The following is a 26,037-nucleotide window of genomic DNA, read 5'->3' on the forward strand; positions in this document are numbered from 1 at the left end:
GTCATTCACTGACACGCCCTGGCGCCGTCACTGACATTTCCATGTCGCTCGACACTCACCCTCCTTCTGTCCCTCCTCGCCGCTCCACGTCTCTCCCATCACCACCTCACACCTCGCCAGCACACCCGCTCCCTCACGACTTCCTCGACTCGCCCGCTCCTCCTCGCCCTCACATCCGCCACCGCTTCCAAACCAACACACCTATGCATTAGTTAATGATCATGGGGTTGGTCGGGTAAGCTGATCTCGTGCTCCGGATCACCGCCGTGTCTGCTGGGGCGGTCGAGTACCTGTTGAAGGGGTCAGGCTGCGCCGAGCACGCACACGCTCAGGAGCGCAACCAGGCGCACGGCCAGGAGGTCGAGAAGGGCGCCGGTCTGACGCAGGACGCGGCGGGCTACTTCCTGTCGGCGCAGGAGCACGGGGAGGCCCCGGGGCGGTGGTACGGCAGCGGGCTGGGCATGGTCGGGATGGTCGCGGGGAGCGCGGCCACCGCTGAGGATGTGCGGAAGGTTTTCGGGGAGTTGAAGCACCCGGACACCGACGATTTCCTGGGCCGGGCACCGCGACAGTTCAAGGACTACGACGCCCGGGTGGCGGCCGCGCTGGAGCGGGAGCCGGACGCGACGCCGGAGCGGATCAAGGAGATCGAGCTCGCCGCGCGCACCGACGGCCGCAAGGCCGTCGCCTACTACGACTTCACGTTCAGCCCGGTGAAGAGCGTCAGCGTGTACTACACCGCGTTGGTCGCGGCGGGCGCGCACGCCGAGGCGGAGACGGTGCTGCAGGCGCACCGTGAGGCCGTGGACGTGGCGCTGGGGCACCTGGAGGAGCACGGCGCGTACGTGCGGGCGGGCTATCACGGCAAGACGATGGGTGGGCGTTCGGTCGGCCGCTACGAGCGCGCCACCGGGCTCGCGGTGATCAAGTTCGATCACTCGACGAGCCGGTCGAACGAGCCGCAGCTGCACTGTCATGCGGCGGTGCTGAACCGGGCCGAGACGGTCAGCGACGGGGTGATCCGGGCGCTGGACGCGAAGGGGTTCCGCCCGATCAAGGAGGCGGTGGCGGTCGCCTACGAGCGGGCGCTGGAGGACAAGCTCACCGCTGGTCTCGGGGTGGTGTTCGCGACGCGGCCGGACGGTAAGGCCCGCGAGATCCTGGGTGTGGACTCGTCGCTGGTCGCGGAGGCGTCGACCCGTCGCGCGCAGGTGCAGGAGCGCGCCACTGAACTTGTCGAGGCGTACGTGGACCGGCACGGGTACGAGCCGAGCCCGGCGGCGCGCAAGGCGATCATGCAGATGGCGACGTTGGAGACGCGGCAGGCGAAGGGCCCGGAGTCCGGGCCCCAGGCGTTGCGCGCGTGGGGGGAGCAGCGCGCAGGACGGCTGGTCGCGATGCTGGATCAGGTCGAGGCCGCGGCCGCTGAGGTGGCGCGCGAGGGTCACCCGGACGTCGCGATGATGCCTGACCAGAGCGACCGGGCCGCGATCGTGGCTGCCGCGGTGCTGGACGTGCAGTCGCGGTATGCGACGTGGACGCTGGGGAACCTGATCGCGGCGGTGGACCGCCACGTGCTGCACGCTCCCTGCTCGCCGGAGGAGCGCCCGGCCTACCTCGAGGAGCTGGCGCGCGAGGCTGTGTGTGCGGGCAACGGGTTCGGTGTTCTGGTGCTGAGCGCGGCCGACCTGGTGCAGGTGCCGGTGGCGTTGCAGCGTCCGGAGGACGGGCGGCTGGTGTACCGGCCGCACCTGGACGAGGTGTACACGACCGAGGCGCACCTGGAGACCGAGCGGCGCATCGTGGTCGGGGCGCGGCAGCTGACCGCGCCGGCCATCAGCGGCCCGGAGCTGGAGGTGCTGCGCGTCGAGCTGGCGGCGACCACGCTGACCGAGGACCAGCGGGCCGCGGTGCTCGGGGTGGTCTCGTCCGGGCGGGCCGGGGATGTGCTGATCGGCCCGGCGGGCACCGGGAAGAGCTTCACCGTGGCCACGCTGGCGACGGTGTGGAGCGAGCACACCGGTGGGCGGGTGCTGGGGCTGGCGACCTCGCAGCGCGCGGCGGATGTGCTGAACGAGGAAGGGCTGGAGGCGATCAACACCTTCCAGTTCCTGGCCCGGTTCTCCCCGGACGCGAGCGGCGTGGTCCGCGATCAGGTGCGTCCCGGTGACCTGTTCGTGCTGGACGAGGCCGGGATGTCGGGCACCGACGAGCTGGCCCGGATCAGCGCGCTGGTCGAGGCCGGCGGGGGGAAGCTGCTCTACACCGGTGATCACCACCAGCTCGGCGCGGTGGGGGCTGGTGGCCTGCTGGATCTGCTGGCCACCGACAACGGCGCGTACGAGCTGGAGGCGGTGCGGCGGTTCTCCGCGGACTGGGAGAAGCAGGCCAGCATCCGGTTGCGGGTCGGGGACACCAGCGTCATCGGCGAGTACGAGGACCGCGGTAGGTTGCGCGGGGGCACGGTCGAACAGATGCAGGAGGCCGCGGTACGCGGCTACCTCGCCGACACCCTCGCCGGGCAGGACTCACTGCTGATCGTCGGGACCAACCCCGAGGCCGCGGACCTGTCTCGTGCCGTTCGGGAGCAGCTGGTTGCGCTGGGTCGCGTCGACACCCGGGTGCTGGCCATGGGCAGCGATGAGAACGCGATCAGCGTTGGCGATGTCATCCAGGCTCTCCGTAACGACTACGAGATCGAGGTGCGCGGCGGGCGCGGCATGGTCGTCAACCGCGAGATCTACACCGTGCGCGGTGTCGACGAGCGCGGGCGGCTGGTCGCGGACACCCGCGACGGTGCGACGGCCTACCTGCCCCCGGACTACGTGCGTGAGCATGTGACGCTCGGCTACGCGGGCACGATCCACACCGCGCAGGGCCGCACCGTGGACACCTCGCACAACCTGCTCGGCGTGGCGTCGAGCCGCGAGGACGCCTACGTGGCGTTGACCCGGGGCCGGGAACGCAACACCGCCTACCTGACCACCGAGCGGGCCCCGGATGCGCACGAGCCCGAGCGGCTGGCGCTGGACCCGGTCACCGCCCTGGCCAACATCCTGGACAACACCGACCCGGCCCGCGCCGCCGAGCTCGAGCACCGCGCGGCGGTCGAGGAGGGCCAGAGCCTGGCCTGGATCGGCACGCAGTGGGACCTCGTGTCGCGTGAGTGGGCCGAGTACCGCTACAGCGACATGCTGGCCGGTCTGCTCGGTGACACCGCGCAGGTCGACACCGCGCAGGTCGACACCGCGCAGGTCGACACCGCGCAGGGCGGTATCGGGCACCTTGTGGCGGCGCAGCGCGAGCACGGGTGGGGTCGGCTGATGCGCACGCTGCGCGAGGCCGAGATGGCCGGGCACGACGTCGAGAAGGTGCTGGTCGCGGCGGTGAACGCGCGCAGCCTCGACGACGTCGACAGCGTCACCGACGTGCTGCGCTACCGGGTGCGGCTGCTGACCGACCAGCGGATGCCCGAACAGCAGGTCGAGGCCGGCGACTGGACCACGCTGGGCCCGCCGATCGCGGGGCCGGTGGGCCAGTGGCTGCAGGAGATGGCGGTGCTGGCCAGCGACCGCCAACACGAGCTCGGTGAGCGCGCGGCCGAGGACCTGCCGGAGTGGGCGGTCGAGTACCTGGGCGCGCCGCCGGTCGAGTCGGGTCAGCGGGCGGAGTGGGTGCGTCGGGCCGGGATCGTGGCCGCGTACCGGGAGCTGTCGGCGGTCTCGCCGGAGCAGGTGTCGATCGGTGTCGCGCCCAGCCGGGAGCAGGAGTTCCGCCGCGCGCTGTGGCAGCAGGCGCACGCCGCGCTGGGACGCCCGGTCGACGCGCTGGACCTGGCCACGGCCACCGACGCCGAGCTGCGTGAGATGCAGGCCCGCTGGCAGCGGGAGCAGACCTGGGCGCCGCCGTTCGTCGCCGATGAGATGGCCGCGGCCTACACGGTGGCCGAGGGCTACCGGCAGGACGCGGTCCTCTACGCCGCAGAGCTGGCGACGCTCGACGTCGATGCCCCGGAGTACGAGACGACGCGGGTCGATGTCGAGCGTGCCGAGCGGCTGGCCCGCGACTACACCGAGCGCGCCCGGCAGCTGGAGACCGTGCACCAGGCCCGCCAGGACTGGTTCGCCGCCACCGAGGACGCCCGGGTGCGCGACCAGCTGGCCGGGCAGGAGCTGGAGCGCCGCGACGTCGCCGACCCGACCCTGACGCTCACGGGCGAACCGGAGCAGCTGGAGCTGTTCGGCATCGCGGCTGAGCAGCAGCCGGCCACGGCCGAGCCGGACCAGGAGCAGGCGGTCGAGCCCCAGGCCCGCGAGGCCGCGGCCGGTGAGCCCATGAGCGTTGACCGGGATGAGGTCGAGGCGCGTCCTGGTGTCGAGGCCGAGGCGGCCGAGACCGTGGGGTGGTGGCAGCGCTGGCGGGACCGTCTGGTCGGCCAGTCCCAGCCGGTCGAGGTCGAGCCGACTGCCGACGAGCAGGCGACGGAGCTGACCGGGGCAGCGGCCGGGCGGGCGTCGACGTCGGCCGAGCGATCGGTGGACCAGGCGGTGGACCAGGCCGCGGCCGCCGACCGCGGGCGCGACGAGCGGGCCCTGGCCGAACCGGACCGCGCGGACAAGAACCAGCTGGCGCTGTTCGAGCTCTCCGAAGAGGCCCGCGTCGGCGCGCAGCCGCTGCGGGTCGAGACCGAGACCCCCGAACGCGGCGAAGGCCCGGCGGTCGAGCCCGGCCAGGGCGACACCGAGGTGCGGGTCAGCCTGGCCGAAGCCCGCCAGCAGGCCCGCCTGGCACAGGCCATCCGGGAGCAGCGCGAGGCCGCCGAGCCGGTCCGCGCCGCGGAGCGCCACCGCCACGGCGTCGAGGCCATCGAGGCCGACCGGACCCGGCGCGACCAGGCCGAACGCGACCAGAGCATCCACGCTCCGGAGCGGACCACCGGCCACGAGCACAGCCGGGCCGGAGCGCAGATCGAGCTGGGGCAGGAACAGACCGAGGACTGGGGCCTGGACCTGGACTGATCAGCCGCCCCAGCGCAACCGGTGCGCGCGCTGGCGGCGGACCAGTTCCTCACGGTGCAGCCGCGCGATCACACGCAGCGTCTCCGGCAAGTCCTCCAAGCCGTTCGCACCCCGCACCGCCCACGGCAGGCCAGCCTGAGCGCGGAGCGCCTTCTGCTGGCGGTCGTACGCCCGGACCACCCCGTGGGCTTCCACCCCGGAGGTCACGACCTCACCGCAGATCCTGGTCGCGTTGTCGCGCTCGTCGCGGCTGTAGGGCCGGCCGTCAGGCAGCAGCCCGGCGGGCATGATCATGGCTGGTCCCGGCCACACCAGCTTCCGCTCGTCCGCATCCCACGGCAGGTCACCATCGGACGGGATGGAGGCGTAGTCAGGCTCGACCCACGGAGACACTGACGCCACCGCGGCCGCGGCCGCCGGCGACGGCCCTGCGGCGAAGCGGCGCGCGAGGTAGTCGTCCGGGTCGTTCGGGTCGAAGTACCGAGCATTGATCTCCACCGGCATGGCGATGGGCCTCCTCCACGTCGGGGGTCCTGAGACAACCCTTGATGGTAGAGGCGATCACCGACACTCACGGCCACGTCAGCCGCTGGGACAGAGCAACCGGCATCTGGCTCTGCCCCTCGCCGTGGCCAGGCGTGGATCGAGGGGAGTCGCGTCTCGCAGGTCCGTGCCTCTTCATCTCGTCGAGGCCCGGTCGACACGTGCCCGATCCGGAACTGTGGCGCCGCTAGCAGCGGCGGCCGCGGCCGCGGTCCCGGCGTTGTTCGGTGACGTCCGCGACCCCGACCGCGATGTTGTCCGGCGCGCCGGCGGCGACCGCGAGGTCGAGCAGCTGCGCAACAGCGCGGGTAGGGGTCGGAGCGTCTCGCAGCACTCCGGCGATCGCCTCGGCGGCGACGACACCGTGGAGTCCGTCGGTGGCGAGCAGGAGCCGGTCGCCCGCGCACACCATGTGCTGGCCCAAGTCAGGTTCGACGTCGTCACCAGGGCCGACGGCTCGTAGCAGAACGCTGCGTCGCGGGTGCGATGCGGCCTCAGCCTCGGTGAGCTCGCCGGCCTCGACCATCGACCGGACGAGGGTGTGGTCGTGGGTCAACCGGGTCAACCTCCCGTCGCGGAGCAGGTAGGCCCGGGAGTCACCGACATGCACCAGCGCGAGCCGCCCGGCGCCGCACCGCACCAGGGCAGTGACGGTGGCGCCGGCGTCGGGATCCTCGATCTTCTGCGCGGCGGCGGCGACCAGCCCGTGCAGGCGCTCGAGCGCCTCCCCGGGCTCGAGGTCACCGCCCAGGTCCGCGATGGCTGCGACCAGCGCCGCGCTCACCTGAGCGCCCGACGGGCCGAACCCGTCTGACACGGCGAGGTGGTCGGGTCCGGCCGAGGCCCGGTCGAGGTCGTCAGGCCGTACAAGACCGCGGTCAGTCGCGGCGGCAGCTTCGAACGTGAGCGGTGGCGTCGATGTCGCCATGTCGTCCTCCTGAGCGTGGAATGTGGACAGGAGGTCGTGGACCAGGGCCCGGCGGGCACGGACGTCGCGCTCGGTCTCGGCCCACCATGTGCGGATCGCATCGTCTGCGTGGGCAGGAGCGAGGTCGCAGACGGGGCGGATGCGAGCCAGTGGCATCCCGGCCCGCCGCAGCCAGGCCACGAGAGCGGCCAACGCGAGCTGGTCGCGGTGGTAATAGCGGTAACCAGTCGACTCGTCGACGACCGCGGGTCGCAGCAGCCCGAGGTCGTCGTAGAGCCGTAGTGCCTTGCGGGTCAGGCCACTCGCCCGGGCGAAGGCACCAGTTGTGAGCAGGTCCACGTCACCTCCACGCCGGGCGCTTCCCGGCGACAAGACGAACCCTCGGCCCGGCCCCAGGGGCCGGGTCAAGCACCAGCGCCCCGACCCGCCGTGTCGTAGCACGAGGAGAAATAGCCCCCGCTGGCGTGTCAGGGGGAAGTCAGGGGCAAGCATTCGGTGGCCGGTTGACGATGACGGTGGTGGCGGGCAGGACGTGACACGTGCTGAGGGACGATGGCCTGCGTGAACCGTCAAGAGCTGGCCGCCGCAATCTTCCGGGCATCGCATCTGACGGGCACGTTCGCGCTCCGATCAGGCAGGTCCGCGACGGAGTACTTCGACAAGTACCGCTTCGAGTCGAACCCGGTGCTCCTGCGGGCGATCGCAGCCGAGGCAGCTGACCGGGTGCCTGCAGGGACTGAGGTATTGGCGGGTCTGGAGCTGGGCGGGGTACCGATCGCCACCGCGCTCGGCCTGTCCACCGGGCTCCCCGTCGCGTTCGTCCGGAAGGCTGCGAAGTCCTATGGGACGCGGCGCCTCGCCGAGGGTGCCGAGATCGACGGTCGACGGGTCCTGGTCGTGGAGGACGTCGTCACCTCCGGTGGGCAGGTGGCGATCTCGACAACGGATCTGCGGGAGCGAGGGGCCGTCGTCGACCACGTCCTGTGCGTTGTCGATCGAGAAGAGGGCGGCGCTGAGAAGTTGGCTGACCTCGGTCTCACGATGACCGCGCTGTTCAGCGCCGCGGAGCTACGTTCTGCGGCTTCCTAGCGTTGCGACGCCGGCGTTCGTGGGCGAGCCGGTGACCTTGTGGGGGCGTTGGCCATCCCCGACCGGGTTGTCAGGTCGGCGCGTCGATCCCAGTGAAGGTGCCGGTGAGCATCGCGCACCGCTAGTTCAACTAAGAAGCCAGTCTCAGTACGTCAGTACTGATGACGCTGGTTGTCTGCTATACAGACTCCCGTGATTATGACTGCTGCCGCGGTGTCTGCTGTGGGGTTTGGACCGGATCCGGCGTGGGCTCGCTGCAACGTCGTTGGCCGGTGACGAGGTGGCCAGGGACCAGGCTGGGATGCTGGACGGTGGGGGTGTGGCCAGTGCGCGGCGAGGCCGGGTCGCCAACCCCCGCGGTACGGTTCCCGAGCGGCTGAACTACCTGTTTCAGAACATTCGCAGCATCGAGGACAAGCCATATTCCGCGGCTGAAGTCGCGCGCTGGATCGAGGACAACGGCGGCGAGATCAGCAGCGTCTACATCCTGAAGATCCTCAACGGCGAGCGGACCGAGCCGTCTCAGCGCTACCTGAAAGACCTTGCTCGCTTCTTCGAGGTCTCGCCCGCCTTCTTCTGGGAAGACGAGCCGGCCGACCTCGACGCCGGCGAGCTGCGGGAGCGCATCGTCCTACGCGACGGTCACCTGCGGGCGATGATGCTGCGCGTTGCGCGACTCTCGCCGGGCGCGCGACAGGCGGTGAGCGCGATTGTCGAGGTCCTGCTCAAGGCCGAGGGCAAAGGCTCAGACGAGGAGTTGAGGCGCACCGAGAACACGTCGTTCCTGTAGACGGAGGAGATGTGGCCGTCACCAACCGCGGCCGACACGGCGGGCCTTGCGTTACGCCTTCCTGGCTGCCTTCCGATGTGGGGCCGTGCGGTGGTCCCCGGCACCAGCACACAGAGACCGCGGACCTGCGATCAACAGCAGATACTCGGTGGGGGACCATGGTCACTCTATGGGGTGGTGCGCCTACGTCGACGAGTCCGAGCCCGATCCACGGTTCGCGGCCGGTACCTACCTGCTCGCCGCCGCCGTGATCGAGACCGATGAGCTGCACGCCGCCCGCGCTGCCGTGGCTGCTCTGCGACTGAAGGGCCAGAAGAAGCTGCACTGGCGCGATGAAGGCGCTCCGCGCCGGCGGCGGATCGCCTCCTCGATCGCTGCGTTGCCGATGATGCACACCATCGTGGTCAAGGTCGACAAGGACGCGTCGTCGGAACGGCGCCGCCGGCTGTGTATGGCGAGGCTTCTGCCCGAGCTGCACACCGCGGGGGTCACCGATGTCTACCTGGAGTCGCGGGAGAAGAAGCAGAACACCGGTGACATGGAGCTTCTGAACGGGCTCCGGCGGCAGAAGGCGCTCACGTCTGACCTGCGGATCTACCACGTCCCAGGTCCGAACGACGCTCTGCTGTGGGTGCCGGACGTAGTGGCAGGTGCGATGGGCTCGCAGCTGGCTGGTGAGCCGGCCTACCTGGACATGTTCGCGACGACCCTTGTCGTGTATGACGCCTAGACATGCCGCGAGCCTGGGACCCCGTCGTCCGGCGGGAACTTCCCAGGCTCACTTCCGACTGCTCCGCAGAGCAGCGGCTAATACAGAGTGTAGGTGAACCCCAGAATTACCGGCAACCAGGCGCTGAACGGAATCCCATGGCGCAGGTCAACGGCCCCCTTCGCCGCGTAATCCGGCGTCGTGGCGGCCGGGGGCGAGGTCGAGCTCGGGATCAGCGCGGCGGCGGGTCGTCGCTGGGCTGCTGCCTGGTCTCGGTCTCGGTGTTCTGCGTGGCCAGCTGCTCGTCACGGCCGCGGCGCCAGGCCAGGTCGGCTTGCATGGCCTGGGTGAAGTACCCGCCCCAGTAGTCGGCCCGGATCACTTCCTGTTCGGCCCAGTCCGGTGAGCGCTGTTGGTGTGGCTGGGTTGGGTACTGCTGGTCGTAGGGGTTCGGGTAGGGCGAGGCCTCGCTGGCTGTTGGGTACGGCAGTCCGGGACCGCCGTCGCGCCCGTGCTGGGCGGTCTCGAGGTGATCGATCAGGTGCTCGCCGGGGCCGCCGGTGACCGCGCGGCAGCGTGACTCGGGGATGTGGCGGCGCACCTTCTCCAGTGCTGCGTCGAGCCAGCGGGTGTTCCACTCGGCGGCCTGGTTGGGGTGGCTGGCCGGTAGATATGCCTGGGTGTGGCTGGTGTGCAGCCAGGCCACCTGCAAGAACGCGGGGCGGTGCAGCGCCCAGCAGTCGGGGAGTTGGGCGCGGGTGATCTGGTACCAGCCGGCGAGGACGCCATGCACCCAGTCGCCGAGTGCGACCCATGCTTGCTCGGCGTCGGCGGCGGACATTGTGAACCAGTCCGCGGGCGGGTTCTCCGTCGCCTGCGTGGCGGCGGCGAGCTCGTCGACCAGTCCGCGGAGGCCGTTGAGGTCGCGTTGGACATCGAGGAGCTGGGGGCCGAACTCCGCGACCGTGCCGGCGAGATCGCCCACGGTCGTGCGGAGGCGGTTGACGTCGTCACGGACCCGGCGCAGGTCTGCGGCGACGTCGACGAGCTGGCGGTCGCGGCCGGGCCGCGGGTTGGCCGGTCCCCCGTCGGGTGCGGTGTTCATGTGGTGGCTCCGGCGTGGTCGAGCGGTGGCAGGAAGGGGTCGTGGGGCTGGTCGTGGGTGGGCTGGTTGAGCGGGTGCTGCACGCGGCGGGCGCGTTTGTGGCCGGGTTCGAACTTCACCACGACAGCACGTCGGGCCAGGCCGAGCACGTAGGCGTGCCAGGGCGGGAGCCCGTAGATCGTCTCGCCGGTGATGACCGGTTCGAGGGTGAGGTGGCGGGTGGTGCTCACCGAGCGGCGGCCGAGCAGACCGGCGCCGTCTTGAACCGACTCGCCGTGGGAGAGCTTCTGCACGTGGCGTTTCCCGGCGAGGTAGGCGAGCTCCTCCAGGTCGTCCTTGCTGGCCACGCCGGGCAGCACGATCTTGGTCGGCAGGTTGGCGTAGATCGTCTTGGCCCGGTCCGGGCCCCAGGTGGTGCGCAGCTGCGCGAGGTCCTGGACGACCGCGGTGACGTCGATGCCCCAGCCGCGGCTGTCGGCGGCCCATTTGTCGAGCGGGACCGGGGTGGTCTGGGCGACCTCGTCGAGGATCATCGCCAGCCCCCTCGGGAGCCGTCCACCCGGGCAGGCCGCCGCGGCGATCTTCGCCTGCCGGAACACGTGCTCGGTCAGGGCCGTGATCAGTGGGGAGAGCCGCTTGTCGTCCCCGGCGATCACGAACAAGGCGCCGCCGCGCAGGAAGTCGTGGATGTCGAAGGTCTGCCCGGGCGCGGGTCGACACGCCGCGGCCACGGTCGGGTTGTCCATGAACCCGACGCAGCTCACGACGGTGGCGAAGTAGCCGGTGCGGGTGTTGGGGCTGGCGGCCAGGTGGGTCTTGAAGGTGCCGACCCACGCGGCCGGGGCCCGGTCGGGGTGGGTTTCGAGGATGCCGACCGGGGTCGGGTCGTCGGGCTTGGTGGCCCAGTAGTGGACCGCGCCCATGTCGTAGCCGGCCAGGGCGGCCGCCATCAGGTAGCAGCGGATGATCTCCTGGGCCTTCTGGGCCCAGAAGTCGCTGCGCTCGACCCCGTGGGCTCCCCCACCGCCGCGCACCAGCGCCCACGCCTGGGCGTCCGCGACGGCCTGGTCGTCACAGCCCTGCACCGGGTCCCAGCCGAATGAACTGGCGAGCCCGCCGATGTTGGCGGGGTTGAACACGTGCACCGGGCCGCGGCGGGCGCGTGCGGCGGCGGCCATGACCGCGAGCTCGGGCTTGGTCGAGCTGACATAGACCCCGCCGGGGAAGTCGAACACCTTGTGGACCAGCCACGATGACTTTCCTGAGCCCTGCGGGCCCAGGACCAGAGTGCCGCGCGAGTGCGGGCTGTAGACGCTGCGCCCGCGCATCCAGAACGGTCCCGACACGATCTTGCCGACGTGGGTGGCGAACTCCGTCACGGCGGGTCGGCGGCGTCGAGCTGGGTGGGCGGTGAGGTCGGAGCGCAGGAACGCGGCCTGGCGGCGCATCGCGGCGGCCCCGGCGGAGTCGCGCAGGTCGAAGCGGTTGAGCCAGCCGTCGTCGCCGAGCTCGCGCTGGAGCCGCTTGTGGGGCATGTGCCGCCACCGGTTGTGCGCGATCGCCCCGCCGAGCAGCAGGGCGCTGGTGGTGTAGCCGAACGCGGTGACGTCACCGACCGTGGACAGCGCCGCGGCGTCGTGAAACGGCAACGTGTCGATCATGGCGGTCAGCCCACCACACGCCAGGCCCAGCCCACCGGCCTTGACCTCAACGTGTCGGGCATTCTTGTCCGCGGACATGAGGGCTCCGTTCCCTTGTGTCTAGCGGCGGGGGCGGGAGGCCCAGTCCTGCCCCTGCCGTGCTGCGTGCGGTGAACCGGGTGGACCCTGCCGGGGTCGAGCACGGGCCGCGATCACAGGCGCTGCGCTCGACCCCGACAGGCAACATCGGGTTCTCGGCGCTGGTCAGCCGGGGTTGGCGCTGTCGCCAGCGGCCAGCAGCTTGAGCGCGTCGTGCACGCCCTGGGCGCGGCGCTTCTCGCAGCCGAAGTAGCGGCGGATCGCCTCGACGCTGGGCAGCCCGGTCTGGGCCCACAGCTCCAGCTCCCCGCTCGCGATCGCGGCGCGGACCTTGGTGACGAGGGTGAGGGTGTCGACGGTGTCGGCTGCGAGCCGGGTGCTGCCCGCGTCGGCGACGTCGACGTGAGCTTCCTCGAGGATGGTCGCGAGGAACGCCGCGGCCAGCGGCTGCAGGACGATCGCGACGACGATCAGCACCGGTGGCGCGAGGTGGCCCAGCAGGGTCGTGACGTTGTGCCAGGTCCCGAGGACCGGGAGCACGGGTGCGGCGTTGATCGTCATCGTGGCCAGCAGCAGGAAGGCTTCCAGCAGCCGGATCCTGGTGCGGTTCTCGGGGGCGGGGAAGGTCCGGCCCCACTGCGCGGCGCGGGCGTGCAGGGTCATGATCACCAGCAGCGGCATGGAGAACAGCGGCTCGACGATGTAGGCCAGTGGGGTGCCGTCCGGGCCGACGAGCGCGTCGTGCACTCCCATCGAGGTCCACGCGATGCCGGCGATCGCAACGGCCATCAGCACGAGGCTGACCCCGACGTGGGTGCGCTGCAGCGAGGCCAGGCGCGAGGTGGGGTCGAGCAGGCGGCGGCGGCGGGCCAGCGCGCGGCGCTGCCAGACCTGGTCGGTGGCGTCGGCGCGGGCGAGCTGGCGCTCCGCGCGGCGCCCGCGGCCGTCGAGGCGCGCGGCGGCGACCGCGGTGGCGACGTCGTGGCGCCGGCTCAGGCCGCGGACCCGCCGGGCGGCGCGTCGTTCCAGCCGCTCCTCGGTGGCCGAGAGCACCTCGAGCCGGGACCGGTCGCGCTGCAGCACCGCGAGTTCGCGGTGGTAGCCGGCGGTCGCGGTGCGAAGTTCGATCGTCTCGCGCATCGCGCGGATCTTCCTGGCATTCGCCGAGTCGCGGCCCTGCGCGACGTCGTGATCGTGCGCGGCTGCCAGGGTCGCTGCGGACGCCGTGTCCGAGTCCTCCGCGGGCCCCACCGCGGCCGCGGCGCCGCGGCGGCGGGCACCGTTGATCGGGGTCTTGTCGTCGGCCCTCTGCAGGGCGCTGATCAGCAGGTCAGACATGGCGGGTCTCCTCGTCGCGGCCGCGAGGTGCGGGAGCGGGATCAGACACGGGTGCAGCGGAGAGGGACACCAGCCAGGTCCAGCCCTGGCAGTTCGGGCATCCGGTCGCGCTGAGCTGGGCGATGTCGCTGACGGTCGGAGTGAAGGCGTGGCCGCACGCGGTGCACGCCAGCAGGGGCCGTTGTGGCGGTGGAGTGGGCCGGAGGTGGCCTGGTGTGGCGGAGGCGGTCACGACCACGCCACCGCGCGGCGGTGCAGCGTTCCGCGCATGATCGCCGAGCACGTCGCCAACCACCGCGATTGCGCGCGACGGGCCGCCCGCGCGGGGCGCTCCCCCTCGGGATCGGTGAGCTCGATGCACCGCAGGGCCGCGCACGATCGGCACGAACGACCATCGGGAGCGGTCAGCGAGGCAGGGACCACCACGGCGCCACAGACCGCGACGTAGCGGCCGCGCGGCCGGCCCGCGAGCACCTCACGGTCCTCGACATCGTGGGCCAGCTCATCGACCGCCGACGTGATCGAGGAAGCCCCAGTTCGCGGCGCCGGGAGCGTGCGCCTGCGGGATGAGGCTGAGCGAGGGTCCCGGCTCATCGGAGCACAGCCCGAGCGTCGCGCTGCGCCGGGGCGAGGTCCGGTCGCGAGCCGGTCGCGGCCTCATCACGCAGGTGTTCGGCACGCAGTTCCTCGACATGATCCCAGCGCGGGTCGCGGTAGGTACGTGAACCGAACTTGCCGCTGGTGACCGTCCACCCGCGGTTGTAGGCGCGGGCGTCCTGAGCGTCGAGCCGGTGTGCTGGCCAGCTGAGGGTGCGCCGGATCAGGCGGGTGAATCTGGCGCGCACCGCAAACACGGCCCGTTCCCCTACGGTCGGCGCCTGGTCGGTCGCGGACTTATCCGCCGGGAACATGCGCTCGGCATCGGGGGCACATGGCACCGCCACCGGTGCCCGGCGCGCGGCTGACATCCTGTTCATCGGGTCGACTCCTTCGCATCGGATGGATAAGGCCCACGGCCTCGGCGGAGGGTCAGAGCTCCGCCGAGGCTCCTGTTTGTCAGGGCCGGTCCGTGATCCAGCATGACCCAGCTCAACGCTCTTATGCAAGCGTGAGCGGAATATTTGCTAGGTTGGTGTGGGCGGTATTCCTGTCACGGTTGACTAGGAGGCAGGGTGCTGCGGACACTCGGATCCGCCTAGAGACCTGCTGCGCCATGAGGGGGCCGCCATGCTCGCCAGCCATCGCACGGTGATCACCACAGCTGGGACGAAGGACTCACCGGACCGGAATGACTGCCCGGGCGTGCACACGCTGCCCGGGCGAGAGGAAGCGTTCGTGGTCGTGCGCGACGACGTTGACGATGTTGCTCGTGCAGAGCTTGCCGGCGAGTACAACCCCGACCACGAGCTGCTCGGAACTCAGCCGCGTTGGGTCCCGTGCGGGCTGATGGATCTTGCGACGCTAGGCCGGTTCATGGACGACAATGTCCACTGCCGTGGGGACTGGCGGTTCCGGCTCGAGCAACTCCCGGCCTACAGCCGCAAGAGTGCAGACTTCCTGGCCTGGTTGGCCGGGGACCCGCCGCCGGCGGCCAAGCAGGATTGGCTCGACGAGCTCGCCCGCGACAAGGCTGCGGGGATCACGCACTGCCGGGTCCGGATTCTGTCTGAGAGGCTGACCGACTACGAGCTGTATGCCTGCCAGCGCGGCTACGCGCTCAACAGCGTCCACGAGCGGATCCGGGTGCTGCGCCGCGGCGAGCACGACATTCCGCAGCTACTGGGCGCCGGTGACTACTGGGTGGTTAACCGTATCGTCGTCCCGGTGATCTACCAGTCCGACGGCACGTTCGTCGGCGGCGCCTACATCGGCGCCGCCGACGAACGTGCCGAGGCCTACCGCGCCGACGCCCGCCGACTCTGGGACGCGGCCGAGCCGTGGGAGTCCTGGTGGCTGCGCCACACCGAGTACCACCACGCCCAACCGAGTCGAGCTGCCTAGATGCCTCCACCTAGATCCGGTCGTGATCGGATCTCCCAGCTGCTTGTAGAGATCCGCGGTGACCTCACCCAGACCGAAGCCGCGGCCAGGTCCGGGCTGAGCCAAGGCAGCATCAGCAAGGCCGAGCACGGCCAGCGAACACCCTTGCCCGACGTCGCGGAGCGGTACGCGCGCGCGCTCAAGGCGACCGCCGCACAGCGCACTGAGTTGGTCAAGCTATGCCGAGCGATCGCGGACCTCACGGTCACACGCCAGACCCGCATTGTCCGCAAAGGCGCAGACGCGCAGCGGCGGATCCTGGCTGTGGAGGAGCAGTGCCGCGAGATCCGCTCCTGGCAGGCTGAGATCGTGCCCGGCCTGATGCAGTCGTGGTCCTACACGCTTGCTGTCATCGAGCGAGAACCGGACGAGGCCTGGGCCCAGGCTCGTCGAGCCCGGCTCGCCCTGCTCGACGACCAAGACCGCACCGTGATGCAGCTCCTCCCGGAAGGGGTACTGCGCATGGTGATCGGCTCTAAAGCGGTGATGCGCGAGCAGCTCGAGCACCTCATCGAGCTGTCGCGACGCCCGAACGTGCGCCTCGGTGTGCTCCCCCACGGACGGCCGGTGCCTCCGCTCCCCCCCTCGTTCCACCTGTACGGCGATCGGATGGCGACCAACGAGACCATCGTGGGTACCGCGTTCCTGGACGAGCGAGTGGACATCGACCGGCACCGCCACTGGTTCGACCGACTCGACCAAGCGGCCATTTACGACTCGGACGCGCGCGCAGTCCTCCACGACATCCGTGCCGCACACAAAGACTGATCGCTGATGACGGGTGTCCCAGCGACGTCTATGCCCAAGCGCTGGCCTTGTGGCTAGCGACACTTCACTCGATCAGTTTGGGTAGCGACGGCGTGTCGGCGGTCGGGTGTATCAGAAACTGCGGCACTATCACCGCCATGGCGAAGCGCTCTGCCCCGGCTGGCGGCGGGCGACCCTCCAAGGGCCCCCGCGACCTCTTCGTGACCCGTATCCCAGAGACTGACGGCGCAGAGGTTCGAGCCCTCGCTGAGGAGTACGACCTGTCGTACAGCGACGCAGTCGGCGAGTTGATCCGTATCGGGCTGCGTCACCAGTCCGAACTGCGCGAGCGAATGATGGCTGCCCAGGAGGAGTTGCCTTTGAAGGCCTCCTAGAAACAGAACGAGGCGGCCCCGGCAAGGGCCGCCTCGTCTAGCTCGTACGTCGTGGGGCACCACCCGCGACGTCATACCCCGGCTTCTGCCGGGCCTTACTCAGAACCCTCTTCGAGAAGGGCCGCTTTCGCGTGTCCAAGATACATCTTGGGCAGGGCGATGCGCGAGTTCGACACGACGACTCCGCTCAGCTCTTCCCCACCGGCTGGTGCCAACCCTGCTACGAGCAGGGCAGCTTCGTGCTCGCCACCAGCGCCGAGACCGACAGGTGCGTCGTCCATGGGGCGGCCGGAACCGTGGTGGATCCCGAACGCTTCGGCGTCATCGGGCCGCCCGGGCTCCGGCGGGAGGGCACCCGGCCACCCAGGACGCCGCGTGGCCGGGCGGCGCGCACCCCCGATTCGGTGGCGCCCGGCCGGCGGACGCCACCGGGAACAGCAGGCCGCCAGGTCACCCGCGCGGCCGTGCGCGCACTCGCGTACGGCCGCGACCGTGCTCGGCGCCGGGTCCAGGCCGGGCAGTGGGCCCCCCACCCGGGATGGCGCAGCTTCATCGACACCGGTTGGCGGGTTCTCGTCGACCAGGCTGAGGCGCTGCACCGCGTGGACGAGCTCGTCGATGCTGAAGACTGGCGCGCTGACAAGCGGCACAGCTGGACGCAGATCCTGCGTCAGCTTGTGTGTGCGATGGACTGGTCCACCGGCCTGGTCACCGGCCTGGCGGCAGAACGGCTGGGCGTCGCCGGTTCTCGCGCGCCGCGGACTGTGTCGCGAGTGCTTGCGTGGGCTCGTGACGTCGGGCTCGTCGTGGTCGTGGAAGCCGGTGCGTCCGCAGAGTTCCTCGGAAGCGACCAGAACCGCACGCCCACCTACGCGCTGGTCACCAACCAGCCGCAACCTGCTGTGGCGCAGCCGCTCCCCCCTTCCAGGCCGTCCTCTGTGGATGAAAGTGGCGACCTCCCCGAATCTCTCGTAGGAACTAAGCCCTTGACGGGCGGCACACGGAACTACCCGGCGTGTCAACCAGTGCTTGACTGGCCTGTTTTCCAGATCCCCGACTCCCCTTCGGAACGGAACACCGCAGCTCAGTGCCTGCTCCACAGAATGGGCCTCGACGGCCCCGATTCTGGACGTGCGCCACTCTGGCGTGCCCGGGCTCTGTTGAAGCCCTGGTGGGACGCCGGAATGTGCGTGGCAGGACTGCTGCACGCCCTCGACCATCACCCTGACCGGCCTACTGCCCACCGGGGTCCGGTCACTGAGAACGCCTCTGACGTCCTCAGGATCATGGGCTACCGCCTCAAGCCATGGCGTGGGCGTCTCGCCGAGCTTCCTGCCCGGGTCACTGGACACCGCGGCGGCTACCGCAAGCGGCAGGCCGAGCGCCTGGAACAGCTACTCGATCAAGCGGCTGGTGATGCAGCGCCCCGGCACCTGCCGAAAGTCTCCAATGCCCAGAGAGCCGCCCGGGAGGCCGTGGCCGAGCATCTACGAGCTCTCAAGGCCAGCCGAGACGCAGGCCGCGCCTGATCGCCACGCTGGAGCAGGCCCGCAGCGGCGGCCACGAACGCGTCGCGGCGGCGGGGTGGCTCTACCCCTTGCGTGGACGCGGCGACGGGCTGCCACCGAAATGTATGTTGCGGTGTTGCACTGCAACACCGCAACACACTGTTCATGGCTGCTGTCGGTGTAGTCCTTGGAGCACCACTGCGCTGGCGAACTGCCGGTAGGACAGGAATGGGTCGGCCTGCTTGGCTGCTACGAACGCGTCCCAGAGTGCAGCGCCGGCTTGTTCGTTGAGCCGCAGTGTCGCCGGGGGCCCGCTGCGGCCGCTGCGGCCAGGCTCCGCCGGCGGGGTTCGTGCTGCTTGCTGTGCTGTGGCGGTGGCAGGTTGACCCGAGGTGGGATCGGGGCCCTGGTCGGCGGGTGTGGGCAGGCTCAGTGGTGGCGCCGGCTCCTCCTCCTCATCGGGCAGCGGTGGCACTGGCCCGATCAGCGACCCTGAGCCGAATCGTGTCTTACCTGGCATGACGCGCCGCCGTCTGGAGCTCCTGTACCCGCGTGACCAGCTCACCGGTCAGGTCGTTGTAGGCGAGCCCTAACGAGCGGTCCATGCCCAGGTCCCCCACCACCGCGTGATCCATCGCAGCGTCCTCGGCGGCGATCCGCCGCGGGATCCAGGTGCGGAACGTTGGGAACGGCGAGCTCGCCAGGTCATCGAGCAGAGCCTGGCCGATGCGAGTACGAGGCTGCACCATCGTGGCTACGAGTCCGAGCAGTTGCGCGGCGAGCACCTCGTCGTCTCGGTGCTGGTCGATCCAGCGCACGAACTTGCGCAGCCCGGTCGTGGCCCACACCGTGGCCGAGACCGGGATGACGATGTGCTCGGAGGCCGCGAGCGCACCCAAGGTGAGATGCGACAGATTCGGGCCGGTATCGAACACGACGTAGCTGTAGTCGTCGCGTACATCGCGGAGTGCCCGCCCGATCCGTGTTACCCCTGCTGGCGAGACCACCAACTCCTTGTCCAAGTAGGCAAGGTCGAAGCTTGCCGGCAGCACATCGAGCCCGGCCACCCGGGTCTCGCGGATGACCTTCTCGACCGGCACACGCTCAGCGATGATCGAGCGCAGGTCGAACTCGACCTCGTCTTCGCTGATGAACATCTCGGTGGCGTTGGCTTGAGGGTCGCAGTCGACTAGCAGCGTGCGATGCCCGCGGCGCGCTAGCGCGGCCGCCACGTTCACTGCTGACGTCGACTTGCCAACGCCACCCTTGAACATCGCCATACAGATCGAGGCTGCGCTCACGGACGCGAAGCATCACAGCAACATCGTTGCAAAGCAACCAGGTTGCTGTTTTACAGCGTGTCGCAGCAACACTCCAACTAAGACACACTGTGTCTTTGTTACGTAATAACAATGTCGAACTGATACTAAGTTGCAGTGCAACATCCAGCTCAGGCCATGGATCCGTCTGAAGCGAGCGGGCGCACGTCTGCAACCTCGGGGGGCGGCCCGACGTGCCGCGCGCCCCAACCTCGCCATCGCGCCCACGCGACCGGATCGCGGGGGGCTCCACACGCGCGCAGGCCCTCCCGCGTCCCGACCCCCCCCGTTACCTTCTTGATCAAGCCCGGTGAGGGCTTGCAGGCCACCGGCCACGGCATGACTCGTTGCCCCTGTTGTCGATGATCTGGGGGGTGTTGTCACCGTGGCCGGCGGGCGCCAACGACCGCTTATAGAGACCTGACCCGCTTGCGTGGTCTGCTCGTAACGTGGCTGCCGGCGCGGGCGTCCCGGTCGGCCTGTGGCGACGAGCGAGGAGACCGTCTTGTCCGAACCCGACAACACCGGCTTCGAGGTGTTCTGCGGCCTGGACGTGGGCAAGTCGGTGCATCACGCCTGCGCACTGGACCGGACGGGGAAGCGGCTGCACGACAAACCGTTGCCCAACGACGAGGCCGCGCTGACCGAGGTCTTCACCCGCCTCGCCGCCCACGGCCGGACGCTGGTCGTGGTCGATCAGCCTGCCTCGATCGGTGCGCTTGCCGTCGCCGTGGCCCGCTCGCTGGGCATCGAGGTGGCCTACCTGCCTGGGTTGGCGATGCGTCGCATCGCTGACCTGCATCCTGGCCAGAGCAAGACCGACGCCCGCGATGCCCACGTCATCGCCGACGCCGCCCGCACCATGCCCCACACCCTGCGCCGGGTCAGCACCGATGACGAGACCCTCGCCGAGCTCTCCGTGCTGGCCGGCTACGACGACGACCTCGCCGCCCAGTCGACACGGCTGACAAACCGGCTGCGCGATGCTCTGCTCCACGTCCACCCGGCCCTGGAACGCCTGCTCGGACCACGGATGGACCGCGGCGGGGTGCTCGATCTGCTCGCCGCCGCCCCGACCCCGCAGGCCCTGCGCGACCTCGGCGAGGCCGGGATCGCCGCCACCATGCGTCCGCGTTCCCCACGGCTGGCCACGACACTTCCTGCCATGATCCTGGCCGCGCTCGACACTCAGACAGTCGTCGTCCCGGGCACCGCCGCGTTCGGCCGGGTGATCGCCGGGGTCGCCGCCCAGTTGCGCGAGGTCCGCGTTGAACGAGACAGCCTGGCCGCCGAGCTCGAGGACCTGCTGGAGGCCCACCCTCTTGCCGGGGTCCTGACCTCGATGCCCGGCCTCGGGTTCAGGACCGCACTGAAGATCCTCACCATCGTCGGAGACGGTGCCGCGTTCCCCACCGCCGGTCACCTCGCCGCCTACGCGGGCCTGGCCCCGGTCACCCGCCGCTCCGGCAGCTCGATCAAGGGCGAGACGCGGTCCCAGCGCGGTAACCACGCCCTGAAGTCGGCGCTGTTCTTGTCGGCATTCGCCAGCCTTGCCGATCCGGTCAGCCGCGCCTACTACGACCGCAAACGCGCCGCCGGGAAGCGACACAACGCCGCTCTGATCTGCCTCGCTCGCCGCCGCACCGACGTCATCTACGCCATGCTCCGCGACCGGCGCCCCTACGCACCACCGAGCGTCCCGACGCTGCCACCAGTGGCCGCAGCCGCTTGACAACCCCATAGAGACACCCCCCGCGTCCCGACCTCCCCCCGCCGGCAGCAGCCGAGACGGCAGGGAGGAGTTGGCCCGCGGTTCTGGCGAGGGGAGGGGGGGCCGCGGGCCCCCCCGGCGGCTTCTCTCCCCACGAACACCCCACGGTGAGGGAGCTCGTGCGTCCGATACCTGCCACTTGTGGCCAGCGTATCGTATCGTTTGATACTATACAAAAACGATATGCTATACAATTGACGAAACAATACAAAACCTGAGAGGATGGAGGCATGACGACGCCGCCGCCCGAGTCCCCCGCCAGCGCCGACGCGGTGGCCGAGACAGCTGCCTGGCCCGACCCGCCGGAGCGGGGGCGCTGCTGGTTCCGGGGCTGCCCGAACGAGGTTCCGCAGTCGGCGGGCGGCGGCCGGCCGAAGGTGGTGTGCGAGGAGTGGGTGGACGGGCTGCGGCACACGCGGCTCAACAAGTCGCTGGCCAAGCGTGGGCGGATCACGGTTCCCGCACCGGGCAGCGGGGGAGTCGGCCCATCGTCGGGCTTAGCAGCGCAGGAGTCAGGGGAGCACAGCGACAAGCCGGTGACGGCGGCCCGGCAGACCTACGGGCAGGTGCTCGCGCACGTCCAGGCCACGCTCGGCACGCTGCCGGGGCTCGTCGAGCGCCTGGAGGTCGCGGCCCGCACCGTCGCCGACCAGGAGCAGGCGGCAGCCGAGATCGCGGCCGTGGAGCGGTCGAGTCGGGCGCTGGTCGACGCGGCCGAGGCCGACCGGGACGCCGCCCGTGCTGCGGCTCGCGCGAGCGCGCAGGAGGCCGAGGCGGCCGAGGCTGCTCGTGTCGCGGCGGAGGCGGTGGCCGAGACGGCGCTGGAGAACGAGGAGACCGCCGACGCCGCGCGCGTCGAGGCCCTGGCTGCCCAGGCGGCCGCCGAGCAGGTGGCTGGCCAGCAGCGCCAACGCGCCGACGACGCCGAGCAGACGCTGGTGGCGGTGCGCAGGGAGCTGGAGCGCACTGGTGAGCGGGCCGCGGCTTTCGCCGCCGAGCTGGAGCAGGCCCGCACCCGGGCTGAGGATTTGCGTGGGGAGCTGGAGCGCGCCAAGCAGGAGGCGGCCGACCTCGCCGCCGAGCGTGCCCGGCTGGTCGGGGAGCTGGACGCGGCCCGCGCCGTCCTTGAGGAGGAGCGGGCTGCCATCGGGCAGGTCCGCACCGAGCTGGCCACGGCCACCGCGAAGCTGGGGGCGGCCCGCGACTCCGCCGATCGGGTGCGGGGCGAGCTGGAGGCCGCGCGCGGCGTCGTCGAGGAGGAGCGGGCTGTCATCGGGCAGGTCCGCACCGAGCTGGCCACAGCCACCGCGCAGTTGGAGGCGGCTCGTCGTCAGAGCGACGCCGATCGTGAGCACGCCGCCGAGAGGCTGGCTGACCAGCGCGCCCGTGCCGATGATGCAGTGGCCGCGGCCGAGCGGCTACGCACCGAGCTGGCTGAGCTGCGCCGCGAGCACGCGGACACGCAGGCGAGGGAGAAATGACCCAACTCTTACAGGGGGAGCGGTCCGCGCTGGTTCGGTCGGGTTCGCGGTGTAGGGAAACCAAACCTACCGGATAACAGGCCATTATCCGGTAATGTGATCCACAACGAGGCTCGGCACGCTGGGCGTCCGTGGCGCCGACCAGTGCGTCACTCGCGCACGTTATCCGGTAGGTCGATCGGGGTGTGAGGTTCGGCGATGGCGGCGACCGTGACGAAGATCGACAACCGGCGGTTCGCGCCTGGCGACGGCAAGGTCGGCGGGCCGACCGTGCGCGCCGCGATCGACGCCTTCCTCGATTCCCCGAAGGTCAAGGGCAACCCCAACACTCTGCGCGCCTACACCAACGTGCTCGACCGGACCGGCCAACACCTCGGCTTCGGCCGACCGCTTGCGGGTGTGGACGACGACGAGATCGGCGGGGCGCTGGCCGCGCTCTGGAGCGAGGCACGCCCGGCGACGTGGAACCGCAACCGTGCCGCGGTCGGTTCATGGCTGAGCTGGTGTGCGGACAAGCAACACTGGACAGGCCCCGCCCTGCCTGTCGCGACCGAGCGCCGGCGGGAGAACAACGACGACACCAAAGCCGTGTCCCGCTCACGGATCGACCGGCTGTGCCGGCGGCGGGACGTGCCACTGAGGGAGAAGACGCTGTGGCGGATGCTCTACGAATCCGCCTCCCGCGCCAGCGCGGTGCTCGCACTCGACATCCAAGACCTGGACCTCCCCAACAAGCAGGCCCGCATCGTGGCCAAGGGCGGCAACATCATGTGGATCACGTGGGGCACCGACACCGCCCATTTGCTGCCGAGACTGATCGCCGGCAGGCAGAGCGGGCCGCTGTTCCTGTCTGAACACCGGCCTGGCCCGCACCGTCTGGCCACGACCGACCCGAAAGACATCTGCTCAGAGACCGGTCGAGTCCGGTTGGGCTACGACCGCGCCCGCATCCTGCTCGCCCATCACGGGGACGGGCTCCGGCTACACCAGCTCCGGCACAGCTCAGCCACTCACCTCGGCGAGGCCAACGTCTCCGCCGCCATCATCATGGCCAAGACCGGTCACAAGTCCCTGCGATCCGTACAGCGCTACGTCAAGCCTGGCCTTGCCGCCGTCCACGAGGCCACCGAAACGCTGTCCAGTCCTCGCCGTCGCGGCTGACGCCCCGTCCCGGTCAATTGCCTCTGGTCACACGTTGACCGGTGCGCCCGGGTGCAGAGTCAGCTCTCGCCACCCGGGTCCGAATCGGTCATCGCCGACGCGGATCGGCACGGCTTCGTCAGAGATCTGGACCGACCACTGCGGCTCGCTCGCGCCGCGGATCGCCCAGCGCCCGTCATCGTGCACACGGACCTGAACGGGATCGACGTCGGCCGCCTCGGCCGCCGCGAGTCGTGCGAGATGATCTCTCGGTGCGGTGAGGGCATGGCAGAGCCGGGCGAGCTCACTGATGGCCTGATCAATCTGGGCGCGCGCCTGCTCGGCCGATGTGGGCTCCGGCGTCGGGCTCGGCAGGCGCAGGACGTAAGTGCCGCGGCCCTGCCGACCCTCGAGCAGCCCTTCCTGGATCAGCGGCGCGAGCGCATTCTGGACGCCGCTGACACCGCTGATGCCGTATTTCTGCTGGATCATGCGAAAGGTGTCGATCTGCTCGCCCGGAGCCCATTCGCGGGCGGCAAGCCTGCGCCGGAGATCGTTCGTCACGCTGCTAGCGTCCATCAGACAAGAGTACCAGTGCGCCGGAGCAATTTGGTAGAGATTCCACCGGTCACTTCCCCGAGTGCCTGGCAGACGGTGGTGCGAGGTGGTGGGGCGTCGGCCTGGGCGCGCGCCTGCTCGGCCGATGTGGGCTCCGGCGTCGGGCTCGGCAGGCGCAGGACGTAAGTGCCGCGGCCCTGCCGACCCTCGAGCAGCCCTTCCTGGATCAGCGGCGCGAGCGCATTCTGGACGCCGCTGACACCGCTGATGCCGTATTTCTGCTGGATCATGCGAAAGGTGTCGATCTGCTCGCCCGGAGCCCATTCGCGGGCGGCAAGCCTGCGCCGGAGATCGTTCGTCACGCTGCTAGCGTCCATCAGACAAGAGTACCAGTGCGCCGGAGCAATTTGGTAGAGATTCCACCGGTCACTTCCCCGAGTGCCTGGCAGACGGTGGTGCGAGGTGGTGGGGCGTCGGCTTTGGTCGCGCGCCCTACCTGGTGAGGGGGGTGTCGCGGCTGGTCTGGGCGAAGCCAAAGCCATCAACGGCCATAGCCCCGCTCCGGACCGTTTCGACGTCGCCGCGTAGTTGCGCCCAGTCGGGGCGTTGGGCGATGTCGACGGTGCGGGCCAGGAACGGGCGCAGTGCCCGGTGCAGCACGAGGACCTGTCCGCGTTGCAGCGTGCGCAGGTCGCCGGGGCGCAGGGTGGGGACGGTCTCGACGCCGTATGAGGTGCGGCTGCCGCCGCTCCACCACCCCTCGTTCTGGTGTTGGGCGCGGACCTGCTCGTGGTGCCCGGCCAGGGTGGAGAGCCATTCCAGGGCGTGGGAGTCCTTGAGTCCGCCCCACACGCTGAGGGTGGTGGTGTTGTCGAGCAGCTGCCGGGCCCGGGGTGGGGTGAAGGTGTCTTCGAGTTGCGCCAGCGACTGCGCCGCCCAGTGGATCACCACACCACGGCCGGCGGAGTCGGAGACGATGTCGGGCAGCTGAGGGATCGGGGTGGCGTTCGGGAGCTCGTCGAGCACCGCGGTAGCCGGCGGGTCCAGGCGCCGCGCCGGGTAGTCCAGCGCCATCTCCTGAGCGGTGGTGAGCCAGTGCTCGGCGAATGCGGCGAGCAGCGGGGTGGCCTGGGCGGCCTGGTGTTCGCCGGCGATGAGGAACACCGAGCCTTGCCGGCCGATGAACGACCGCGCGTCGAAGCCCTCCCCGGGCGGTGGGGAGCACAGCTCACGCAGCCGGGGGTCGAGGAAGGGCTCGATGACCCGCCGCACCGACATCCACACAGCGTCGGCGGTGCGCGCGACCATCCCGATCTCTGATGCCAGGTTGGCCGCGATCTGCGGGTAGTCACGTTTGAGCATGGAGACGGGCTCGAGGTCGGCGGGTTTGGTGGTGGCCCACCGGATCAGCGACTCGACCCCGCGGTTGTAGAGCGCGGCGGCGAGCAGGTAGGCGGCGAGCACGAACGTCGCGCGTTCCCGGAACACCCGGTCGTTGCCTGCGCCGCCCCCGCCGCCGGCTTCGACGGCGACCGCGGAGGCCTCGACCATGGTGTGCGCGCGCCGGTAGGCGGTGGGCAGGTCGTGGCAGCCCTGGATCGGGGACCAGCGAAGCCGTGCGGGCCAGCTGGTGGCGGCGGTGGCGTCGAATACCAGGACGGGCCCGGCGAGGTAGCGGCGGGTCCGGGCCAGTGCTGCGAACTCGAGCAGGTCGGGTTTGGTGGTCGAGCACAGCAGCGCCCCGGGCGCGGCGAGGGCTTTGTGGACGAGGTCGCGCCGCGACTTGCCCGACTGGGTCGGGGCCAGAGTGCCGGTGGGG

The 26,037-nt window shown here is 70.4% G+C and carries 20 protein-coding genes; 10 read left to right on the forward strand and 10 right to left on the reverse strand.

The window, feature by feature from the left end:
- The first annotated feature begins 248 nt into the window (after positions 1–248).
- Positions 249–5,018 (forward strand): MobF family relaxase, encoded by a 4,770-nt coding sequence (gene mobF, locus TOK_RS27620; RefSeq protein WP_098960939.1) that lies wholly within the window; start codon positions 249–251, stop codon positions 5,016–5,018.
- Here the strand turns inward: mobF and TOK_RS27625 are convergent, their stop codons facing one another.
- Together TOK_RS27625 and TOK_RS27630 are read right to left on the reverse strand one after the other, a co-directional pair.
- Positions 5,019–5,522 (reverse strand): hypothetical protein, encoded by a 504-nt coding sequence (locus TOK_RS27625; RefSeq protein ID WP_098960940.1) that lies wholly within the window; start codon positions 5,520–5,522, stop codon positions 5,019–5,021.
- A 226-nt stretch (positions 5,523–5,748) separates the two neighbouring features.
- On the reverse strand, positions 5,749–6,828 hold the full coding sequence (locus TOK_RS27630; RefSeq protein WP_098960941.1) for a MerR family transcriptional regulator: 1,080 nt from the start codon (positions 6,826–6,828) through the stop codon (positions 5,749–5,751).
- Between the two features lie 222 nt (positions 6,829–7,050).
- On the opposite strand from TOK_RS27630, the gene pyrE reads away from it, so the two are divergent.
- The 3 genes from pyrE to TOK_RS27645 all read left to right on the forward strand — a co-directional run bounded on the left by pyrE (position 7,051) and on the right by TOK_RS27645 (position 9,098).
- A complete protein-coding gene (gene pyrE, locus TOK_RS27635) occupies positions 7,051–7,578 on the forward strand; it encodes an orotate phosphoribosyltransferase (RefSeq protein WP_216362125.1) in 528 nt (175 codons plus the stop codon).
- 319 nt (positions 7,579–7,897) lie between these two features.
- Positions 7,898–8,368 carry a helix-turn-helix domain-containing protein gene (locus TOK_RS27640; RefSeq protein ID WP_141566576.1) on the forward strand — a complete coding sequence of 157 codons (471 nt, stop codon included), beginning with the start codon at positions 7,898–7,900 and terminating at the stop codon, positions 8,366–8,368.
- 148 nt (positions 8,369–8,516) lie between these two features.
- Positions 8,517–9,098 carry a hypothetical protein gene (locus TOK_RS27645; RefSeq protein ID WP_172457820.1) on the forward strand — a complete coding sequence of 194 codons (582 nt, stop codon included), beginning with the start codon at positions 8,517–8,519 and terminating at the stop codon, positions 9,096–9,098.
- A 211-nt stretch (positions 9,099–9,309) separates the two neighbouring features.
- Here the strand turns inward: TOK_RS27645 and TOK_RS27650 are convergent, their stop codons facing one another.
- From TOK_RS27650 to TOK_RS27670, 4 genes are all read right to left on the reverse strand, one after another.
- A complete protein-coding gene (locus TOK_RS27650) occupies positions 9,310–10,182 on the reverse strand; it encodes a hypothetical protein (RefSeq protein ID WP_098960945.1) in 873 nt (290 codons plus the stop codon).
- A complete protein-coding gene (locus TOK_RS27655; RefSeq protein ID WP_098960946.1) occupies positions 10,179–11,921 on the reverse strand; it encodes a type IV secretory system conjugative DNA transfer family protein in 1,743 nt (580 codons plus the stop codon). Before TOK_RS27655 ends, TOK_RS27650 begins: the two co-directional genes overlap by 4 nt.
- Before the next feature lie 165 nt (positions 11,922–12,086).
- Positions 12,087–13,259, reverse strand: a complete 1,173-nt coding sequence (locus TOK_RS27660; protein ID WP_098960947.1) for a hypothetical protein — start codon at positions 13,257–13,259, stop codon at positions 12,087–12,089.
- Between the two features lie 590 nt (positions 13,260–13,849).
- Positions 13,850–14,236 (reverse strand): hypothetical protein, encoded by a 387-nt coding sequence (locus TOK_RS27670; RefSeq protein WP_141566577.1) that lies wholly within the window; start codon positions 14,234–14,236, stop codon positions 13,850–13,852.
- A 250-nt stretch (positions 14,237–14,486) separates the two neighbouring features.
- On the opposite strand from TOK_RS27670, the gene TOK_RS27675 reads away from it, so the two are divergent.
- The 3 genes from TOK_RS27675 (at position 14,487) to TOK_RS32090 (ending at position 17,970) form a co-directional block, all read left to right on the forward strand.
- Positions 14,487–15,260, forward strand: coding sequence for a DUF6879 family protein (locus TOK_RS27675; RefSeq protein WP_141566578.1), 774 nt, complete (start codon positions 14,487–14,489; stop codon positions 15,258–15,260).
- Positions 15,261–16,067: a helix-turn-helix transcriptional regulator gene (locus TOK_RS27680; RefSeq protein WP_098960951.1), complete on the forward strand. Its 807-nt coding sequence runs from the start codon at positions 15,261–15,263 to the stop codon at positions 16,065–16,067. It abuts the gene before it with no gap.
- Between the two features lie 838 nt (positions 16,068–16,905).
- Positions 16,906–17,970 (forward strand): hypothetical protein, encoded by a 1,065-nt coding sequence (locus tag TOK_RS32090; RefSeq protein ID WP_141566579.1) that lies wholly within the window; start codon positions 16,906–16,908, stop codon positions 17,968–17,970.
- A gap of 488 nt (positions 17,971–18,458) precedes the next feature.
- Here the strand turns inward: TOK_RS32090 and TOK_RS27690 are convergent, their stop codons facing one another.
- Complete coding sequence (locus TOK_RS27690; RefSeq protein ID WP_141566580.1) at positions 18,459–19,229, reverse strand: ParA family protein; 771 nt, start codon at positions 19,227–19,229, stop codon at positions 18,459–18,461.
- 544 nt (positions 19,230–19,773) lie between these two features.
- Here TOK_RS27690 and TOK_RS27695 point away from each other — a divergent pair.
- The 3 genes from TOK_RS27695 (at position 19,774) to TOK_RS27705 (ending at position 23,681) form a co-directional block, all read left to right on the forward strand.
- Positions 19,774–21,000 carry an IS110 family transposase gene (locus tag TOK_RS27695; protein ID WP_098960983.1) on the forward strand — a complete coding sequence of 409 codons (1,227 nt, stop codon included), beginning with the start codon at positions 19,774–19,776 and terminating at the stop codon, positions 20,998–21,000.
- Between the two features lie 269 nt (positions 21,001–21,269).
- Positions 21,270–22,520, forward strand: a complete 1,251-nt coding sequence (locus TOK_RS27700) for a hypothetical protein (RefSeq protein ID WP_098960953.1) — start codon at positions 21,270–21,272, stop codon at positions 22,518–22,520.
- Positions 22,521–22,718: 198 nt separating this feature from the next.
- On the forward strand, positions 22,719–23,681 hold the full coding sequence (locus TOK_RS27705) for a site-specific integrase (RefSeq protein WP_216362126.1): 963 nt from the start codon (positions 22,719–22,721) through the stop codon (positions 23,679–23,681).
- Between the two features lie 27 nt (positions 23,682–23,708).
- Here the strand turns inward: TOK_RS27705 and TOK_RS27710 are convergent, their stop codons facing one another.
- The 3 genes from TOK_RS27710 to TOK_RS27720 form a co-directional block, all read right to left on the reverse strand.
- Positions 23,709–24,224 carry a GntR family transcriptional regulator gene (locus tag TOK_RS27710; protein WP_172457821.1) on the reverse strand — a complete coding sequence of 172 codons (516 nt, stop codon included), beginning with the start codon at positions 24,222–24,224 and terminating at the stop codon, positions 23,709–23,711.
- 14 nt (positions 24,225–24,238) lie between these two features.
- On the reverse strand, positions 24,239–24,580 hold the full coding sequence (locus tag TOK_RS27715; protein WP_172457822.1) for a GntR family transcriptional regulator: 342 nt from the start codon (positions 24,578–24,580) through the stop codon (positions 24,239–24,241).
- A 130-nt stretch (positions 24,581–24,710) separates the two neighbouring features.
- On the reverse strand, positions 24,711–26,037 hold a 1,327-nt coding region (locus TOK_RS27720; RefSeq protein ID WP_253258679.1), incomplete at its 5' end, for a type IV secretory system conjugative DNA transfer family protein.

The organism is Pseudonocardia sp. N23 (assembly GCF_002583555.1).
Lineage (GTDB): Bacteria > Actinomycetota > Actinomycetes > Mycobacteriales > Pseudonocardiaceae > Pseudonocardia.

Coding starts and splice junctions, on each gene's coding strand:
- TOK_RS27625 (WP_098960940.1), bottom strand. CDS start 5,522: ATGCCGGTGGAGATCAATGCTCGGTACTTCGACCCGAACGACCCGGAC.
- TOK_RS27650 (WP_098960945.1), bottom strand. CDS start 10,182: ATGAACACCGCACCCGACGGGGGACCGGCCAACCCGCGGCCCGGCCGC.
- TOK_RS27655 (WP_098960946.1), bottom strand. CDS start 11,921: ATGTCCGCGGACAAGAATGCCCGACACGTTGAGGTCAAGGCCGGTGGG.
- TOK_RS27660 (WP_098960947.1), bottom strand. CDS start 13,259: ATGTCTGACCTGCTGATCAGCGCCCTGCAGAGGGCCGACGACAAGACC.
- TOK_RS27670 (WP_141566577.1), bottom strand. CDS start 14,236: ATGAACAGGATGTCAGCCGCGCGCCGGGCACCGGTGGCGGTGCCATGT.
- TOK_RS27675 (WP_141566578.1), top strand. CDS start 14,487: ATGCTCGCCAGCCATCGCACGGTGATCACCACAGCTGGGACGAAGGAC.
- TOK_RS27680 (WP_098960951.1), top strand. CDS start 15,261: ATGCCTCCACCTAGATCCGGTCGTGATCGGATCTCCCAGCTGCTTGTA.
- TOK_RS27690 (WP_141566580.1), bottom strand. CDS start 19,229: ATGGCGATGTTCAAGGGTGGCGTTGGCAAGTCGACGTCAGCAGTGAAC.
- TOK_RS27700 (WP_098960953.1), top strand. CDS start 21,270: ATGACGACGCCGCCGCCCGAGTCCCCCGCCAGCGCCGACGCGGTGGCC.
- TOK_RS27705 (WP_216362126.1), top strand. CDS start 22,719: ATGGCGGCGACCGTGACGAAGATCGACAACCGGCGGTTCGCGCCTGGC.